This window comes from Neorhizobium sp. T6_25, from assembly GCF_002968555.1.
Classification (GTDB): Bacteria; Pseudomonadota; Alphaproteobacteria; order Rhizobiales; family Rhizobiaceae; genus Neorhizobium.
The window spans coordinates 60,967-78,153 of sequence record NZ_PVBL01000002.1; the positions used below are offsets into that span (position 1 = coordinate 60,967).

13 protein-coding genes are annotated in these 17,187 nt (G+C 63.3%); 7 read left to right on the plus strand and 6 right to left on the minus strand.

Annotated features, from left to right (window positions below):
• Window positions 1-58: 58 nt before the first annotated feature.
• Window positions 59-1,054 (minus strand): MDR family oxidoreductase, encoded by a 996-nt coding sequence (locus C5L10_RS02465; protein WP_105428402.1) that lies wholly within the window; start codon window positions 1,052-1,054, stop codon window positions 59-61.
• Window positions 1,055-1,087: 33 nt separating this feature from the next.
• Window positions 1,088-1,846 carry a FadR/GntR family transcriptional regulator gene (locus tag C5L10_RS02470; RefSeq protein ID WP_105428403.1) on the minus strand — a complete coding sequence of 253 codons (759 nt, stop codon included), beginning with the start codon at window positions 1,844-1,846 and terminating at the stop codon, window positions 1,088-1,090.
• Window positions 1,847-2,049: 203 nt separating this feature from the next.
• Between C5L10_RS02470 and C5L10_RS02475 the strand changes: the two genes are divergently transcribed.
• From C5L10_RS02475 to C5L10_RS02485, 3 genes are read left to right on the plus strand one after another with little or no spacing between them, the layout of a single operon-like run.
• Window positions 2,050-3,462, plus strand: a complete 1,413-nt coding sequence (locus tag C5L10_RS02475) for an FAD-binding oxidoreductase (protein ID WP_105428404.1) — start codon at window positions 2,050-2,052, stop codon at window positions 3,460-3,462.
• Window positions 3,463-6,939 carry an indolepyruvate ferredoxin oxidoreductase family protein gene (locus C5L10_RS02480; protein ID WP_105428405.1) on the plus strand — a complete coding sequence of 1,159 codons (3,477 nt, stop codon included), beginning with the start codon at window positions 3,463-3,465 and terminating at the stop codon, window positions 6,937-6,939. It abuts the gene before it with no gap.
• Between the two features lie 27 nt (window positions 6,940-6,966).
• Window positions 6,967-7,944: a nucleoside hydrolase gene (locus tag C5L10_RS02485; RefSeq protein WP_105428406.1), complete on the plus strand. Its 978-nt coding sequence runs from the start codon at window positions 6,967-6,969 to the stop codon at window positions 7,942-7,944.
• Here the strand turns inward: C5L10_RS02485 and C5L10_RS02490 are convergent, their stop codons facing one another.
• From C5L10_RS02490 to C5L10_RS02505, 4 genes are read right to left on the minus strand one after another with little or no spacing between them, the layout of a single operon-like run.
• Window positions 7,945-10,050, minus strand: coding sequence for an acetate--CoA ligase family protein (locus tag C5L10_RS02490; RefSeq protein ID WP_105428407.1), 2,106 nt, complete (start codon window positions 10,048-10,050; stop codon window positions 7,945-7,947).
• A gap of 10 nt (window positions 10,051-10,060) precedes the next feature.
• Window positions 10,061-10,885 carry an enoyl-CoA hydratase/isomerase family protein gene (locus tag C5L10_RS02495; protein WP_105428408.1) on the minus strand — a complete coding sequence of 275 codons (825 nt, stop codon included), beginning with the start codon at window positions 10,883-10,885 and terminating at the stop codon, window positions 10,061-10,063.
• A 23-nt stretch (window positions 10,886-10,908) separates the two neighbouring features.
• Window positions 10,909-11,838, minus strand: coding sequence for a pseudouridine-5'-phosphate glycosidase (locus tag C5L10_RS02500; RefSeq protein WP_105428409.1), 930 nt, complete (start codon window positions 11,836-11,838; stop codon window positions 10,909-10,911).
• 37 nt (window positions 11,839-11,875) lie between these two features.
• Window positions 11,876-12,985, minus strand: a complete 1,110-nt coding sequence (locus C5L10_RS02505; RefSeq protein WP_046666414.1) for a carbohydrate kinase — start codon at window positions 12,983-12,985, stop codon at window positions 11,876-11,878.
• 115 nt (window positions 12,986-13,100) lie between these two features.
• On the opposite strand from C5L10_RS02505, the gene C5L10_RS02510 reads away from it, so the two are divergent.
• The 4 genes from C5L10_RS02510 to C5L10_RS02525 all read left to right on the plus strand — a co-directional run bounded on the left by C5L10_RS02510 (window position 13,101) and on the right by C5L10_RS02525 (window position 17,183).
• Window positions 13,101-14,075 (plus strand): isopenicillin N synthase family oxygenase, encoded by a 975-nt coding sequence (locus C5L10_RS02510; protein ID WP_105428410.1) that lies wholly within the window; start codon window positions 13,101-13,103, stop codon window positions 14,073-14,075.
• An 81-nt stretch (window positions 14,076-14,156) separates the two neighbouring features.
• Window positions 14,157-15,194: an ABC transporter substrate-binding protein gene (locus C5L10_RS02515; RefSeq protein WP_105428411.1), complete on the plus strand. Its 1,038-nt coding sequence runs from the start codon at window positions 14,157-14,159 to the stop codon at window positions 15,192-15,194.
• A gap of 91 nt (window positions 15,195-15,285) precedes the next feature.
• Window positions 15,286-16,329 (plus strand): ABC transporter ATP-binding protein, encoded by a 1,044-nt coding sequence (locus tag C5L10_RS02520; RefSeq protein ID WP_105428412.1) that lies wholly within the window; start codon window positions 15,286-15,288, stop codon window positions 16,327-16,329.
• Window positions 16,326-17,183: an ABC transporter permease gene (locus C5L10_RS02525; protein ID WP_038545833.1), complete on the plus strand. Its 858-nt coding sequence runs from the start codon at window positions 16,326-16,328 to the stop codon at window positions 17,181-17,183. The genes C5L10_RS02520 and C5L10_RS02525 overlap by 4 nt, the downstream gene beginning before the upstream one ends.
• Window positions 17,184-17,187 lie beyond the last annotated feature (4 nt).

Consider the following 17,187-nt stretch of genomic DNA (forward strand, 5'->3'; position numbering starts at 1 on the left):
GGAGATATCTCTACCGCCTCTGAGCCGCGAATGGAAAGCCGCCTCTGGTATACCTTTTCTACTTCGTCACATCGATCACCACACGCCCGCGGATTTTCCCCGCAATAATATCCTCGGCGAGTTGCGGCAGGTTGGACATCGGCTCCGTCGTGGTGATTTCGGAAAGCTTGGCCGGATCGAGATCGCGGGCGAGCCGCGCCCATGCCGACAGCCGTTGTTCGCGAGTGGCGATGACGCTGTCGACCCCGATCAGCGTCACGGCGCGCAGGATATGCGGCAGCACGGTGCCCGGAAGGTCGGCCCCGCCGGCAAGGCCGCAGGCGGCGATGGCGCAGCCGCGCATCGTCTGGGAGAGCGCGGTGACGAGCGTCGTCGAGCCGATGCTATCCACGCCGCCCGTCCAGCGTTCCTTTTGCAGCGGGCCGCCTTTTTCGGCAAGCACGGCGCGGTCGATGAAGTTGGAGGCGCCGAGCGAGGCGAGGTAGTCGTGGGTTTCCGGCCGTCCCGTAGAGGCGGTGACATTGTAGCCGCGGGCTGCCAGCAGGGCGATGGCGACCGAACCGACGCCGCCGGCAGCACCCGTCACCAGCACTTCGCCCTCGCCGGGCTTGATCGAACCCCATTTTTCCAAGGCGTCGACGCAGAGCGCCGCGGTATAACCTGCGGTGCCGATTGCCATCGCCTGTTCCATCGAAAAGGCATCGGGCAGGCGGATCAGCCATTCCGGCTTGACGCGCTGGTAGCGGCCGAAGGCGCCCCATTCGGTTTCGGAAAGGCCCCAGCCGTTCAGCACGACCTTGTCGCCGGCCTTCCATTCCGGCGAGAGAGATTCGACGACGGTGCCGGAGAGGTCGATGCCGCCGATCATCGGCATGCGCCTGGCGATGCGGCCCTTGCCTGATATCGCCAAGCCGTCCTTGTAGTTCAGCGTCGAATAGGCGATCTCGACCAGCACGTCATTGTCGGGCAGATCGGCGATCGAGATCTCCCTGAAGGCGCCTTTCGGCTTGCCGTCGACGGCGTCGATGACCATGGCGGTGAAGGTCTCGGTCATGTCTCTCTCCCGATATCGTGGCGATGTTGGTTTTTAAGCGGAGGCCTGTGCGGCGTCATCGCGCTTGGCGCGCGCGTCGAGCACGGCGGAATAACTTTCGCGCACATAGGCCAGCAGCCGGGCCAGCGCATCTGCTGCCTTGGCATCCTCGCGGCTGCGCACCGCATCGACGATTTCCTGATGCAGCGAGGCGACGTGGCGCCGTTCGCGAACCCGGAAGACGATCATGTTGGTGATCGGAATGAAGGCCTCGATGACGGTGTACATCATCAGTTTCAGCGGGCCGTTGCCGGTCGATTCCACCAGCGCTCTGTGGAAACGCACGTCCGAAGCGCAGAAATCCTCGTCGCTAACAGCCTCGTCGAGCTGCACCGCGATTTCCGCTTCCATCGCAGCGAGGTCGGCTTCGCCGCGATTTGCGGCGGCCAGCCGGCAGCAGACGGCTTCCGTTTCCAGCCTGGCGGTGATGATCTCTTCGATGTCGAAGGCACCGATGCCGACCAGAAGGGTGGCGGCGCCCGTGATTGCCTTGGAAAGACCTTCCGGGTCCGGCCGCTTGACGAAATTACCGCCGGTCGGGCCGCGTTTGGAATGGATGAGGTTCTGGGCGGCGAGGCGTTTCAGGGCCTCGCGCACCGTCGGGCGGGAAATGCCGAAGCTTCGGGCAAGTTCCTCCTCGGTCGGCAGGCGCTCATCGATCTTCAGTCGGCCGTCCATGATTGCCGAACGGATATTGTCCGATACCTGTCTCGCGATGCCCGTGCGGACGACCTCGTCGTATTTGAGGATCATGTCACCCTTCCCATGGTTCCTGCCATAGTGATGCCACGGGAGGGGCAAAAAGGCTACTGCTTTTTAAATATAGGTTTGACAAATAGGGGAATGGGAATAACCTCGCACCCAACAAGCAAGGGGAACGAGAGAATGGGCGTAATCGCATTCGGCCGAGCCGGAGCGCAGGGCTGCGACGCCGGGTTTTGCGGGGGAGGCGGGCTTTGTCCTCTGACCGCGTGAACCGTCTTGTTTCCAGTCTCGAAAACAGGCTGGATGCCGCTGCGATCCTCACCGGCGATGCGATTTCGGATGGTTATGCCGCGGATGCGACCGCCCGAGGCAGCCGGCCAGCAGCCGTCCTGCGTCCGCGCAATACCGAAGACGTTTCCGCCATTCTTTCCACCGCCAACGACCTTCGCCAGCCGATCGTCGTGCAGGGCGGCCGCACCGGGCTTTCCGGTTCTTCCCGGCCCGTCGAGGGCGAAATTTCCATCTCGCTCGAACGGATGAACGGGATCGAGTCGATCGACGTCGCGGCACAGACGATGATCGTCAAGGCGGGCACCCCGCTGCAGGTCGTCCAGCAGGCGGCGAGCGACGCGGGCCTGTTCTTCGGCGTCGATATCGGTGCGCGCGGTACCGCCACGATCGGCGGCAATATCGGCACCAATGCCGGCGGCATCCGGGTCCTGCGCTACGGCATGTACCGGGCGCAGGTCATGGGGCTGGAGGCGGTGTTGCCGGACGGCACGATCCTCTCCTCGCTGAAGGGCCTGCCGAAGGACAATTCCGGCTACGACCTCGATCCACTGTTCATCGGCACCGAAGGCACGATCGGGGTCGTGACACGCGCCTGCCTGAAACTGCATCCGAAGCCGCAGATCGAGCGCAACGCCTTCATCGCCCTGCCGTCGCTGAAGGCGGCGCAGGAACTGCTGGCGCGGCTGCGCGTGGAACTCTCCGGCCTCATCTCCGCCTTCGAGGCGATCTTTCCGAATGTCTACGAAGGCACGGTCGACCATATGGGAATCCGCCCGCCGGTCGAAAAAGGGGCCGGCATGTATGCGATGGTCGAGATCCAGGGCCAGGCGCCGGATCAGGACAACGAGCGTTTCGAGGCGGCACTTGCCGCCGCGCTGGAGGACGGGCTTGCCACCGACGTGGTGCTCTCCAACTCACTGCGCGAGTTCAACGGGCTGTGGGGCATTCGCGACGGCATCAACGACTACCTGTTCGGCAATGGAGTGACGATCGGCTTCGATATTTCCGTGCCGCTGTCCCGCATGCAGGAATTTCTCGACAGGGCCGCTCTCGCCATCGACGAGATCGATCCGGATGCGCGGACCTATATCTTCGGCCACCTGGGCGACGGCAACCTGCACTACTGCATGTTCAGCCAGCATGAGAAAAAGGTCGCCGAGGCGATATTTTCCGGCATAGAAGCGGTCGGCGGTGGTGTTTCCGCCGAGCACGGCATCGGCACCGACAAGGTGAAATACTTGAAATACGCCCGCAGCGAAGCCGAGATCGCCACAATGCGCCGGCTGAAAACCGCATTCGATCCGAACTACATTCTCAATCGCGGCCGGGTCTTCGAGGCGCCGGTGTCCATGCAGCAGGCGGAGCGCGCGTAGATGTCGATCCATACCGCGCCGGATACGAGCCCCTCGAACAGCAAGGTCAGCCTCGACGACCGCTACACGCTGGAAAAAGGCCGCATCCTGGTGTCGGGCACGCAGGCTCTGGTGCGCCTGCCGATGATCCAGCGCCAGCGGGACCTGGCGCGAGGCCTGAATACGGCCGGTTACGTGTCCGGTTACCGTGGCTCGCCGCTCGCCGGATTCGACCGTGAGATGGCGCGCGCGAAAAAGTTTCTCGATGCCGCGCATATAAAATTCCATCCGGCTCTCAACGAGGACATGGCGGCGACTGCCGTCTGGGGCACCCAGCAGACCGGCATGTTTCAGGGCTCGCGTTATGACGGCGTGTTCGGCATGTGGTACGGCAAGGGGCCGGGCGTCGACCGCAGCATGGATGTGATCCGCCACGCCAACGCGATCGGCACCAACCCGAATGGCGGCGTGCTGCTGCTGGTCGGTGACGACCACGGCGCGGTTTCCTCCACCCTGCCGCACCAGAGCGAGCACAATCTCATCTCGGCCATGGTGCCGCTGCTGTCGCCGGCCGGCGTCGGCGAATATATCGAATACGGCCTGCTCGGTTTTGCGATGAGCCGCTATTCCGGCGCCTGGATAGGCTTCAAGTGCCAGACCGAGATTGTCGAATGCTCGGCAACGGTCGATCTCGATCCGGACAAGCCGCAGATAGTTATCCCCGACGAGACCTTTGCGCCCGACGGCTTGTCGCTGCGCTGGCCGGACGGACCGCATGCGATGGAGTTGCGGCTCGAGCGCAAGATGCTCGCCGTGCAGGCTTTCGCCCGCGCCAACCGGCTGGACCGCGCCATCTGGGGAACCACCGGCCGCGCTCGGCTTGGGATCGTCTCGACCGGCAAGTCCTGGCTCGATCTTCTGGGTGCTCTGGCGCTGCTCGGCATCAACGAAGCCCGCGCCGCCGAACTCGGCATCGCGCTCTACAAGGTCGGCATGGTCTGGCCACTGGAGCCGCAGGGGATCGCGGAGTTCGCTTCCCGCGTCGACGAACTGCTCGTGGTCGAGGAAAAGCGCTCGATCCTCGAGGACCAGATCAAGGCACAGCTTTTCAACCTGTCCACGGAGCGGCGCCCACGCGTCTTTGGCAAGGCCGGCGAGAACGGCGCGGCGCTGCTGCAGGCGATCGGCGAGATCGGTACGCTGTCGGTCGCCAAGGCCATCCTTTCCCGGCTCGGTTATCTCGATGAGGCGCTGCAGGCCAAGGCCCGGTTCATCGAGGAAATGTCGATCGCCATGGGCGTCGAGGCGACGGCCCTGAAGCGCGACGCCTATTTCTGCTCCGGCTGTCCGCACAGCGTCTCGACCCGCTTGCCGGAGGGAAGCCGTGCCTCGACCGGCATCGGCTGCCACATGATGATCATCGGCAACGAGGACCGCAATACTTCGACCTTTACCCAGATGGGCGGTGAGGGCGGGTCCTGGATCGGCCTGTCGCCCTTCACCGACGAGAAACATATCTTCGTCAACATGGGCGACGGCACCTATTTTCATTCCGGCCTGCTCGCCATCCGCGCTGGGATCGCGGCACGAGTCAACGCCACCTACAAGATCCTCTATAACGACGCGGTCGCCATGACAGGTGGCCAGAAACATGACGGCGATGTCACCGTGCCGGGCATTGTCGGGCAGATGCTGGCGGAAGGTGCTGCGCGTGTCGTGGTGGTCGCCGAGCGGCCGGAGGTCTGGCAGGGCAATCTTCCGCGCGAAGTCTCCATCCATCACCGCGACGAACTCGACGCCGTCCAGCGGGAGCTGCGCGACATCCCCGGCGTCACCGTGCTGGTCTACGATCAGGTCTGCGCCGCCGAAAAGCGCCGCCGCCGCAAGCGCGGCGCCTATCCGGTCTCGGACAAGCGCGCCTTCATCAACGAACTGGTCTGCGAGGGCTGCGGCGACTGTTCCGCCGTCTCCAACTGCATCTCCATCGAGCCGCAGGAAACCGAATTCGGCCGCAAGCGCCGCATCAACCAGTCGAGCTGCAATACCGATCTTTCCTGCATCAAGGGCTTCTGTCCGAGCTTCGTTACCGTCGAGGGCGGCAGCATCCGCAAGCCGGCGGCGAAGTCGAAGGTGGTGAAGACCGATGACCTGCCGCTACCCACGTTCACCGCGACTTTCGAGACGCCCTACAGCATGCTGCTCGCCGGCATCGGCGGCACCGGTGTCATCACGGTCAGCGCCATTTTAGCTCAAGCAGCGCTTCTTGATGGTTTGGCTCTGGTGACCCTCGACCAGACCGGGCTCGCCCAGAAGAACGGCTCGGTCGTTTCGCATATACGGCTGGCAAAGGACCCGGCGCAGATCAATGCGGTGCGCGTCGGCCCCGGCGAAAGCGACCTCGTGCTCGGCTTCGATATCGTCGTTGCCGCCCAGAAGAACTCGCTTGCCTCGTTTGCGAAGAACAAGACGCGCGCGGTCATCGACGACCATTTTGCGCCGACGGCGTCCTTCGTGAAGGACACGACGATTGATTTCCGGCAGGAGGCGACGCTGAAATCGCTGCGCCGTGCCGCCGGAGATGAAGCTGTCGAGACGGTTGCCGCGACCGACATGGCAACCGCGCTGCTGGGTGACGCGATCGCTGCGAACATGTTCCTGCTCGGCCATGCCTGGCAGCGCGGGCTGGTGCCGATCAGCCTTGCCGCCATCGACAAGGCGATCGAGCTCAACGGCACCGGCATCGCCATGAACCGCGCCGCCTTCGGCTGGGGTCGTCGTGCCGCCGTCGATCCCGAAGCCGTCGCCCGCGAGGCTGGCCTCGTGAAGCCGGAACGGACGGCCGAGACGCTGGAGGAGATGGTTGCCAAGCGCGTCACCTTCCTGACCGATTACCAGAATGCCGCCTATGCCGAGCGCTACAAGGGTTTGGTGGATGTCGCGAAATCGGCCGAGGCGCAGTTGCGCGGCGTGACCGGTTTTGCCGAGGCGGTGGCCAAAAACGCTTTTAAGCTGATGGCTTACAAGGACGAATACGAGGTCGCCCGCCTGCATCGCGACCGGAGTTTTGAAAAGAAGCTTGCGGAGCAGTTCGAAGGCGATTTCAAGATCAAGCATCATCTTGCGCCGCCGATGATCGCTAGGATCGATCAGCGCACCGGCCATCCCGCCAAGATCGCCTTTGGCGCCTGGATCCGCCCCGCCTTCGGCGTACTGGAAAAACTGAAACTCCTGCGCGGCACGCCCTTCGATCCCTTTGGCCGCACGGCCGAGCGGCGGATGGAGCGGCAGCTGATCGAGGACTATTTCGATCTCGTGGCAGAGCTTTCGGCCGGGCTCAATATCGGCAACCATGCGCTTGCCGTCGAGCTCGCCGGCCTGCCGGATATGGTTCGCGGCTTCGGCCATGTAAAGCTCGCATCCGTCGAGCGTTTCGAAAAGCGTAAAACCGATCTCGTTGCGAAATGGCGGGCGAGGGAGCCGCTCACCCATGTCGCATAACCGTTCCCGTATCCGAGAGTGACCCGCATGGCAGAGAAGATCATCATCGATACCGACCCCGGCCAGGACGACGCGCTGGCCATCCTGCTGGCGCTCGCCAGCCCGGAAATCGACGTGCTGGGGATCGTTGCTGCCGCAGGCAACGTCCCGTTGTCGCTGACGACGAAGAACATCCGCAAGATCTGCGAACTCGCCGGCCGTGCGGACATCAAGGTATTCGCCGGCTGCAGCCAGCCGATGACCGGGCCGCTCGTCACCGCCGAACATGTCCACGGTGCGACGGGTCTCGACGGCGCCGATCTTCCCGAACCGACCATGCCGCTTCAGGAACAGCAGGGTATCGATTTCATCGTCGAGACGCTCACAAGCGAACCGGCCGGTACCGTCACCGTCTGCACGCTCGGCCCGCTCACCAATCTCGGCAAGGCTTTGACCCGGGCGCCCGAAATCGCCGCGCGCATCAAACAGATCGTGCTGATGGGAGGCGGGCTGTTCGAGGGCGGCAACATCACGCCGGCAGCGGAATTCAACATCTATGTCGATCCGCAGGCTGCGGCCGTCGTGTTCGGTTCTGGCGTGCCGATCGTGATGATGCCGCTCGACGTCACCCACCAGACGCTGACGACCCGCGCTCGCGTTGCCGCAATCCAGGCAATCGGCACGCCGCTTTCCGACGCCGTGGTGGGCTGGCTGGATTACTTCGAGCGCTTCGACGTGGCGAAATACGGCAGCGACGGCGGGCCGCTGCACGATCCGAACGTGATCGCCTACCTCGTAAAGCCCGGGCTCTATTCCGGCCGGCTCTGCAACGTGGAGATCGAGACGGAGTCGGAACTCACCAAGGGCATGACGGTCGCCGACTGGTGGGGCGTTTCCGGCCGGCCGAAGAACGCGATGTTCATGCGCGACGTCGATGCCGACGGCTTTTATGCGCTGCTGACCGAGCGGCTCTCATGGTTCGGACGCGCGGAGAATATGGCTCCGCCGAAGCTGCGGCTGGTCTGATCAGTCGCGCTTCCGCGGGATGATCAGCGCGTCGAGGATGCGCACGCCTTTGCCCTCGGGCAAGACCGCGACCGGATTGAGATCGATCGCCTTGATATCGTCGCCGTATTGCGCGGCAAACTCCGATACCTTGACCAGCAGCTCGGCGAGTGCCCTGCGATCTGCCTTCGGCGCGCCGCGATAGCCTTCCAGCAGCGATGCCAGTTTCGTTTCCCCGATCATCGCCTCGGCGCGGGCAAGGTCAATCGGCAGGAGGTCGAAGGCGCTGTCCTTCACCAGTTCGACCAGCACGCCGCCGATGCCGACGACGAGGCCGAAACCGAAGGGTTCGTGGCGCACGAGGCCGACCAGTGCCTCGACACCGCCCGTCACCATCTCCTGCACCGAGACGCCGCGCAGCGCGGCGTCGGGAGCATAGGTACGGGCGCCTGCCATGATGGCGTCGAAAGCGGCGCGAGCTTCGCTCTCCGAGCCGATTCCGAGTTTCACGCCGCCGGCTTCGGTCTTGTGCAGGATATCCGGAGACTCGATCTTCATGACCACCGGGAATCCGAGTTGTCTGGCTGCTTCGGTAGCGGCGTCCGCGCTGCTGACGAGTTGTTCCTTTGGGACCGGCAGTCCTTCGGCGGCGAGCAATTGCTTCGCCTCGCGCTCGGTCAAAGCGCCAGGGGGGAAGGTTTTCCTGGTCGCTGCCACCTTGTCAGGCCAGGAGACGGCCGTATTCCGGATGATCAGGCTGCGGACGGCCGTCAGCGCGCTTCTTGTGCCGCGCAGGACTGGCACATTCGGCAGTTTCGCCTCAACATCCGGGTGATGGCCGGAGGAGAGGTTGCTCATGAACACGACCGGCACCTTGCCCGTCCCTGCATAATCGGAAACCGCCTCGGCGATGCCGAGATATTCGGAGGCGCAGAAATCGTCCAAGCCAACGGGTGCGTCCTGGGTCGCGACGATCAGGCCGACCGAAGCATCGTCGGCAAGCGCGTGCAGGACATCGCGATAGATCCCGCTATCGGCAAAGACGACGCCCGTCGTGTCGAGCGGGTTCTGGGGTGTGGCAAAGGGCGGCAGCAACGCCTCTAACCGTGCGACCGTTTCAGGCTGCAGGCCGGGCAGCGATAGGCCGATCTCATCGGCGATATCGGAGACATGTGCCACACCGCCGCCGGAAACGCCGACGATCGCGACGCCCGGCTTGGCGGGACGGTCCTTCAGGTCCAGGCAGAGCGTCGCCGTTTCCATGAAGCCGTCCATGTCCGAGACCTCGATAATGCCGGTCCGGCGGAAGAAGGCGCGATAGGCGTCGTTGCTGCCGGCGAGCGAACCGGTATGGGCGGCGGTCGCCTGGGCTCCGCGTTCGGAGCGGCCGGCGCGAAGGGCGATCACCGGCTTGTTGGCGGCGTGCATCTTCTCCATCGCGGCCACCAGTCTTTCCGGCTCGCGGATAGCCTCGAGGACGATGCCGACGGCGCTGGTCTCGTCATCCGTTGCGAGGAATTCGAGGTAGTCGGGAATATCGGTCGCGGCGCTATTGCCGGAGGAGACGATGTGGCTGAGGCCGAACCGGCCGGTATTGCCCAGAGCAATCGCACTGGCCCCGGAATGGGAAAGGATCGCGAAGCGGCCCTTTTCGAGATTGATCGAGAGGCTGGAGGAATAGAGTGCGGCACCGGAGCTCAGGTTGAAGAGGCCGAGGCAGCTCGGGCCGCAGATCGCCATGCCATAGCGCTCAGCGATCTCGATCAGTTGCCGCTGGCGTTCACGACCGGCCTCGTCCAACTCGGCGAAACCGGAGGCCAGCACGACCGCCGCCTTGACGCCGGTGCTGCCGGCCTCTTCGAGGGCCGCGATCACCTTGTCGGCGGCGATGCCGATCACCGCGACATCGGGTGCATTGGTCAGTGCGGAGAGGGAGGGCGAGGCGGGAAGCCCGAAGATTGTCCCGCGCCTCGGATGCACCGGAATGATCCGTCCCTGATAGCCGAAGCGCATCAGGTTCTTCATCACGTAGCTGGAGGAGGCGTCGGCGCGCTCGGTGGCGCCGACGACCGCGACGGAGCGCGGTGCCATCAGGGCTCGCATCGCTTCCGCAGTATTGGCCCTCATGACCAAAACCTCAGTCGAGGCCCTTAAAGGGGTCGTCACGGAAGGCGAGATATTCCTTCAGCGACATCTTGGCGAGGTTTGCCATCCACTCGCGGCCCTGGCGGGTGACGTGGAGGGCGGCAATCGCTTCGATATTGTACTGGAACGACGGCATCAGGCCGGCGACCATCTGCTGATTGTTGATTGAGGCCTTGGTATATCTCAGCGCCGGCACCGGCATGCGGGCAAGCTTGCGGGCGAGATTCTCGGTCTTTTCCTTGAGCTGGTCGGCCGGCACCACCTTGTTGATCAGGTGCATGCGCAGCGCCTCTTGCGCATCCACCATGTCGCCGGTGAACATCAGCCAGCGCACGTCGCGAGTGGCGAGCAGCCAGGGCATCATCAGCGCCGGCGGGCCGGAATTGTGGCGCACTTCCGGTTCGCCGAACTTGGCGTTGTCGGCGGCGATCGCCAGATCGCAGCACATCATCAGCTCGAGTGCGCCTGCAAGCGCGTAACCGTTGACTGACGCAATGACGGGGATCGGCGCGCGCCAGATGTTGAGCAGGGCTTCGGCATTTTCCGACATGTCCACGCGCCAGAAGTCGATATCGACATCGAAATCGCCGCCCTGCAGATCGTATCCGGAGGAGAAGGCGCGCCCGGTGCCGGTGATGACGAGCGCATTGACGTCCGGATCGGCGACGGCTGCGGCAACCGCCGCGTCGATCTCGCGGATCACCGTCTTGTTCATGGCGTTCATCTTGTCGGGGCGATTGATGGTGATCGTCGCGAACTTGTCAGTCAAATCCTTCTCGTAAAGGATCGTCTCGTAGCTGTTCATTTGCGGGTTCATGGGCAGTTCCCCTTGTTCTTGAACTATTTGCCGGCCTTCTTCAGCGCCGCGTAGGCGACGGCCATCTTTGCGGCGAGACGCGCGTTGTTCTTCACCAGCTCGATATTGGCCTTGAGGCTCTCGCCCTTGGAAAGCTCGTTGATGCGGGCGAGAAGGAAGGGCGTCAGTTCCTTGCGTCCGATGCCGCGCTCTTCCGCCTCGCGCACGGCGTCCGAGATCGTTCCGTCGATGAATTCCGGCGTCAGGGCTGCGGCTTCCGGGATCGGGTTGGCGATCAAGAGGCCGGTGCCGGTGCCGAGCTGGTGGTGCAGATACATGGCCTTGGTGATCTCTTCGGCCGTATCGAGCCGATGGTCGGCCTTGAAACCGCTTTTCCGCGTGAAGAAGGCGGGGAAATCGTCGGTGCCGTAAGCGATGACCGGAACGCGCTGGGTTTCGAGATACTCCAGCGTCTTGGCGATATCGAGGATCGACTTGACGCCGGCGCAGACAACGGCAGTCCTGGTGCGGCCGAGCTCCGTCAGGTCGGCGGAAATGTCGAACGTCTGTTCGGCGCCGCGATGCACGCCGCCGACGCCGCCAGTTGCAAAGATGTCGATGCCGGCGAGATCGGCCATCAGCATGGTGGCGGAAACCGTGGTGCCGGCAGACTGGCCGCGGACCATGGCGACGGCGAGGTCGCGGCCGGATGCCTTCACGACGCCCTTGGCCTGGGCCAGTTCTTCCAGTTCGCTATGTTCGAGGCCGACACGCAGCTCGCCGTTGACGACGGCGATGGTCGCCGGGATCGCGCCGTTCTCGCGGATCACCGCCTCGACGCCGAGTGCGGTTTCGAGATTGGCGGGATAGGGCATGCCATGGGTGATGATCGTCGATTCCAGCGCCACGACTGGGCCACCGGCTGCGATCGTTTCGGCCACTTCGCGGCTCAGCTTCGGTTTGATGAGGGCCATTTCGGTATTCCTTAAATCGTTTTCGATCAGCCGAAGGTCAGCCGGCCAATCGGTGCATATTGGCTTCCAGGAAGCGTTCGGACAGGTCCGTATGGACGCTTGCGGTGCTTTCGGTGGTCAGCGTGCCGAGCAGCGCGCCGGTGCGGGCCGCATTGTAGGTGTCCTCGCCGTGCAGGATCCTGTGCAGCGTGCCCGCGATCATCGCATCGCCTGCGCCAGTGATATCGACCGGCCGGGCGTGGACTGCCGGGAAGGTGCGGGCACCCTCGGTGCCGGCGACGGCAATGCCGCGCGGACCCATGGTGACGACCGCCTCGCGGGCGCCGGCGGCCTGCAATGCAAGCGCCGCCTCCTTGGCGTCGTCGATCGTCTCGTGCGCATTGCGCCCGAGGACCGCGTTTGCCTCATCGATGTTCATGAACAGCAGATCGACGCCGGTGAGATCTTTTGGCAAGCGGGCTGCCTTGGGCGTCGAGACGGCGTCGATCGCCAGCCGGAAACGGGCGCCCTGTCGTTTGGCGATCAGAGCCGAAAGCGTTTCGGCCGGCAGGTTGCAGTCGGAAAACACCCAGCTTGCGGCGGCGAGATGCGGCCAGATGCGCTCGATATGGCTCGGCAGCAGCAGGTCGAAAATGCTCATGTCGGCAATGCCGAGCACAAGATCGCCCTTGGTATCGAGGATGGCGGCATATTCCGCCGTCGGGCGCTCGGTGGTGGTGATGATCTGGCTGACATCGATGCCGCGATCGCGCATGTGCTTCACCACGGCCCGGCCGCCTTCGTCGTCGCCGACGATCGACACGAAACTGGTCGTGGTGCCGAGAAGGGCGAGGTTTTCAGCGACGTTGCGGGCAACGCCACCGAGGCTGCGCACGCCGTCGACCGGGTTCGAAGTCTCGAAGACGAACTCCTGCTTGGCGCGGTATTTGCGGTCGAGCACCGCGCCGCCGATGCAGACTGCGCGGGTTTCGGCGGGCATCACGTAACCGCGGCCGAGGATGTAACCCTTCTGCATCAGCTGGACGATGTGGGCGGCGACCGTCGAACGGGCCAGCCCGAGCATGGTGGCGATCTCCTGCTGGCCCGCGAACGGGTTGTCCTTGATGATTGCCAGGACGGCCGCTTCCTGTGGCGCAAGGTCATCCATTTTTCGTCGATCGTCCTTGGGTCGAAAACCGCATTGCAACTTCGTTCATTTTGATATGGACAACAACAGATGTTTTTGTCAACATCTGTTTGTCAGATGTGAATTGGAGGAAGGCATGTCCTTAACGAGCGCCAATCCTGCGTCATCCAATGATGCCGCTCCTGGCATTCCGGTGATCGATGTCGGCCCCTTCATCCGCAACGAGGCAGGCGCGGCCGCCGTCGTGAAGACGATCGAAACCGCCTGCCGCGATACCGGTTTCTTTCTTGTGACCGGCCACGGTGTTTCGCCCGAAGTGACGTCGAGGCTCTACAATCTCGCCCGCGTCTTCTTCGATTATCCGCAGGACTGGAAGAAAACCCAGGGCCGCGGCGCCGGCGTGATGGGCGGCGTCGCCTTTTCGCCGATCGCCGAGGAGGCGCTCGCCGCCACGCTCGGCATCAAGACGCCCGGCGACTACAAGGAAAGCCTGAATTTTGGCGAGAACCTGCCCGGCGACACCTGGCCGGACCGGCCGGATGGCCTGGAACAGGCGTTCCGCGATTATTTCAAGGAAATGGAAACCCTCGCCAAGCACATGCGCCGCATCTTCTGCCAGGCGATCGGGCTCGACCAGGACTATTTCGAGCCTTCCTTCGAAAACCATCTCTCGGCGCTGCGCGTCATCAACTATCCGGAACAGGAAGAATCTCCGCTGCCGGGCCAAATGCGTGCCGGCGTACATACCGACTACGGCTTCATGACCATTCTGCGCTCGGAGGCCTCGGCCGGTGGGCTGCAGGTGCGCAACCGCAACGGCGACTGGCTGGACGCCCCGTCGATCGAGGGCGCCTATGTGATCAACATCGCCGATGCCTTCATGCGCTGGACGAATGACGAATGGGTCTCGACGCCGCACCGCGTCGCCAATCCACCGACCGGTTTCAAGGGCACGGCCCGCCGTCAGTCGATCCCGTTCTTCCTCAATCCGTCGAAGGATACGGTGATCGAGTGCCTGGCCCCGTTCGTAAAGGGCGGTGCCAAATATGAGCCGATCACCTATGGCGACTATATTGACCTGAAGACGAAGCAGGCCTTTTCGAAAGGCTGATCACCGACCGATTTCGTGCGCAGAAGCGGAGAACCGCCGGCACAGCAAGGTCTCGAAAGACCGCAACAAGGGGAACTGAACATGATGGATTTGACAAAGCGGCAAACGCTTGCCGGAATGGGCGCACTTGCTGCGGCCGGACTTTTCGGCCTTCCGGCGCGGGCTCAAGGGAAGGCGCTGGTCGTGCCGACGCTCGGCGGGGTGTGGGAACAATACTGGCGTTCGACCGTCGGTCCCGCCTTCACCAAGCAGACCGGCGCCGCCGTGACGCTCGACGTCGGCAACGGCCGCGTCTGGGGCGCCAATCTGCGTGCGGCGGGCGCCGCCAAGCCTCCCTATTCGATCGTGATGACCAACGAGGTTTTCGCCTCCGGCCTGCGCAAGGAGGGCTTTTTCGAAAAGCTCGATCTCACCAAGCTCTCGAACTACAACGATCTTTATCCGCTCGCTAAGAAGACCGATGGCTGGGGCGCGATCGGCGCCGTTTCGCCGATCGGCATCGGCTACCGCACGGACCTCGTGAAGACCAAGCCGAAGTCCTGGAAGGATCTCTGGAACAACCCGGAATTCAAGGGCAAGATCGGCCTCTACAACTTCGCCAACAGCGCTGGCAAGATGGAACTGCTGCTGTTTTCGAAGATTTTCGGCAAGGACCAATATGACGTCGATGCCGGTTTCGCGGCGCTGCAGAAGCTCGGCTCGGTGATCCAGGTGGACTTCAACATGTCGACGGGCCTCGCCTCCGGCGAAATTGTCGTCGCGCCTTTCGATTTCGGCGAAATCGCTCGCCTGCGCCGCCAGGGCCTGCCGGTCGACTGTATCATCCCGGAGGAAGGGATGTTCATGTTCGACCAGACCATCAACATCCTCGCCAACGCGCCGGAAAAGGAGCTGGCCTACCAGTACGCCAACTTCCTGCTGTCGCCGGAAGTGCAGGGGATGATGATGAAGGAGTTCTTCATTTCGCCGACCAATTCCAAAGTGATCGTGCCAGCCGAACTCAAGGTCGACGTACCGGTTTCCGGCGCCGACATGGACAAGATCCTCACCTGGGACTGGAACTTCGTCAACGAAAAGCAGGGCGAACTCGCCGAACGCTGGGCGAAGACCATCAAGTGATTTCCCCCGCTGCGATCATGGTCTGCCTTCGAAAGCAGGCCATGATCGGCTTTTTTTCGGGTCAGGCTCTTCAATTGGAAAGTGAAATTTCATGACAGAGGTTAGCATCGAAAAGCTGACCAAGGACTACGGGCAGGGTCCTGCGGTCAACAGCATTTCGATCAGGATCGCCGAGGGCGAGTTCATCTCGCTGCTCGGGCCGTCGGGTTGCGGCAAGACGACGACGCTCAAGATGATCGCCGGTTTCGAGGACGCGACCGCAGGGGCGATCCGCTTCGACGGCCGCGACGTGGTGCATGTGCCGGTCGAAAAGCGCGATATTGGGATGGTCTTCCAGAACTACGCGCTGTTTCCGCATATGACGGTCGAAAAGAACCTCGCCTTCGGGCTCGAGATGCGGAAGCTTGCAAAGGACGAGATCCGCACCCGCATCGCCAAGGTGCTGGATATGGTGCAGCTCACCGGTTATTCGGAGCGTTATCCGCGCCAGCTTTCGGGCGGCCAGCAGCAGCGCGTGGCGCTTGCCCGCGCTCTGGTCATCGAGCCGAAGATCCTGCTGCTCGACGAACCGCTTGCCAATCTCGACGCCAAGCTGCGCGAGGAGATGCGTGTCTTCATCCGCGACCTGCAGCGCCGCGTCGGCATTACCACGGTCTACGTCACCCACGACCAAGCCGAGGCGATGACCATGTCCGATCGGGTGGTGGTGATGTTCGGCGGCCGCATCGCCCAGATCGGCGCACCATCGGATATCTATGAGCGGCCTGCCAATCTGGAAGTCGCCGAGTTCGTCGGGCAGGTGAACATCATTCGCGGCAAGGTCGGCAACCGCGTCGTTTCGACGGCCTTCGGCGACGTGCCGGTCAGCGGAGATTTCGCCGATGGCGCCGAGCTGATGCTGGCTCTGCGCCCGGAAGCGGTCGAGCTGCTGCCGATCAACTCAGGTGCGACCGGGGCGCCGGCAAAGGTTCTCTCCAGCTACTATTCCGGCAGTCTCGTCGATTATCGGCTGGAGCTTGCGACTGGTGCGGTCGTCAACGTCCAGACGTTTCCACGCACCCGGTTTGCCGATGGCGACCAGGTGCTGGTGCATGCGCCGTCCGATCGCTTCTGGCCGCTAGGGACCGTGGCATGATTGTCCCGCCCAGAAAAAGGTTCGGACCGCTGCTGCTGATCGCGCCTGCCGCGATCCTGCTCGGCGTCTTCCTCGTGCTGCCCTATCTCAATATCGTTGTCATGAGCTTCCGTATGCCGGGGCAGGGCACGCCCTATGGGCCAGGCTTCACGCTTGGCAACTACGGCAAGTTCTTCTCGGACTTCTTCTATGTCCAACAGGTCATCAACACGTTGTGGATCGGCTTCCTGACCACCTTCATCTGCCTGGTTCTCGGTTATCCCGTCGCCTGGCAGCTTGCGCGCGGGGCCTCGACCTTCCGCGCGCTGGGTTATGCGCTGGTGCTCTCGCCGCTGCTCGTCGGCATCGTCATCCGCAGTTATGGCTGGACGATCCTGCTCGGCAATAACGGCATCATCAACCGCACCCTGACCGGCTGGGGGCTGATCGATGGGCCGCTGCCGCTGATGTACAATGCGCTCGGCATCATCATCGCGCTGGTGCATGTCTTCCTGCCCTTCATGATCCTGCCGATCATGAGCGCCATCCAGGGCATCGATCCGTCGCTCGAAGCAGCGGCCCGGTCGCTGGGCGCGTCTAAGGTCACCTCCTTCCGGCGCATCACCCTGCCGCTGTCGCTGCCGGGCATCCAGGCCGGCTGCATCCTCGTCTTCGTCCTGTCGCTCAGCGCCTATGTGACGCCGTCGCTGATCGGCGGCTTGCGCGTGAAAACCATGGCGGTGACGGTGGTGGATGCGCTGATCGATACGTTCCAGTGGCCGTTCGGTTCGGCGCTGGCGCTGATGTTGTCGGTTACCGGGGCGATCTTCGTCGTCATCTTCGGGCGGCTGACCGTCATGAAATGGAAGGCATAGAGGC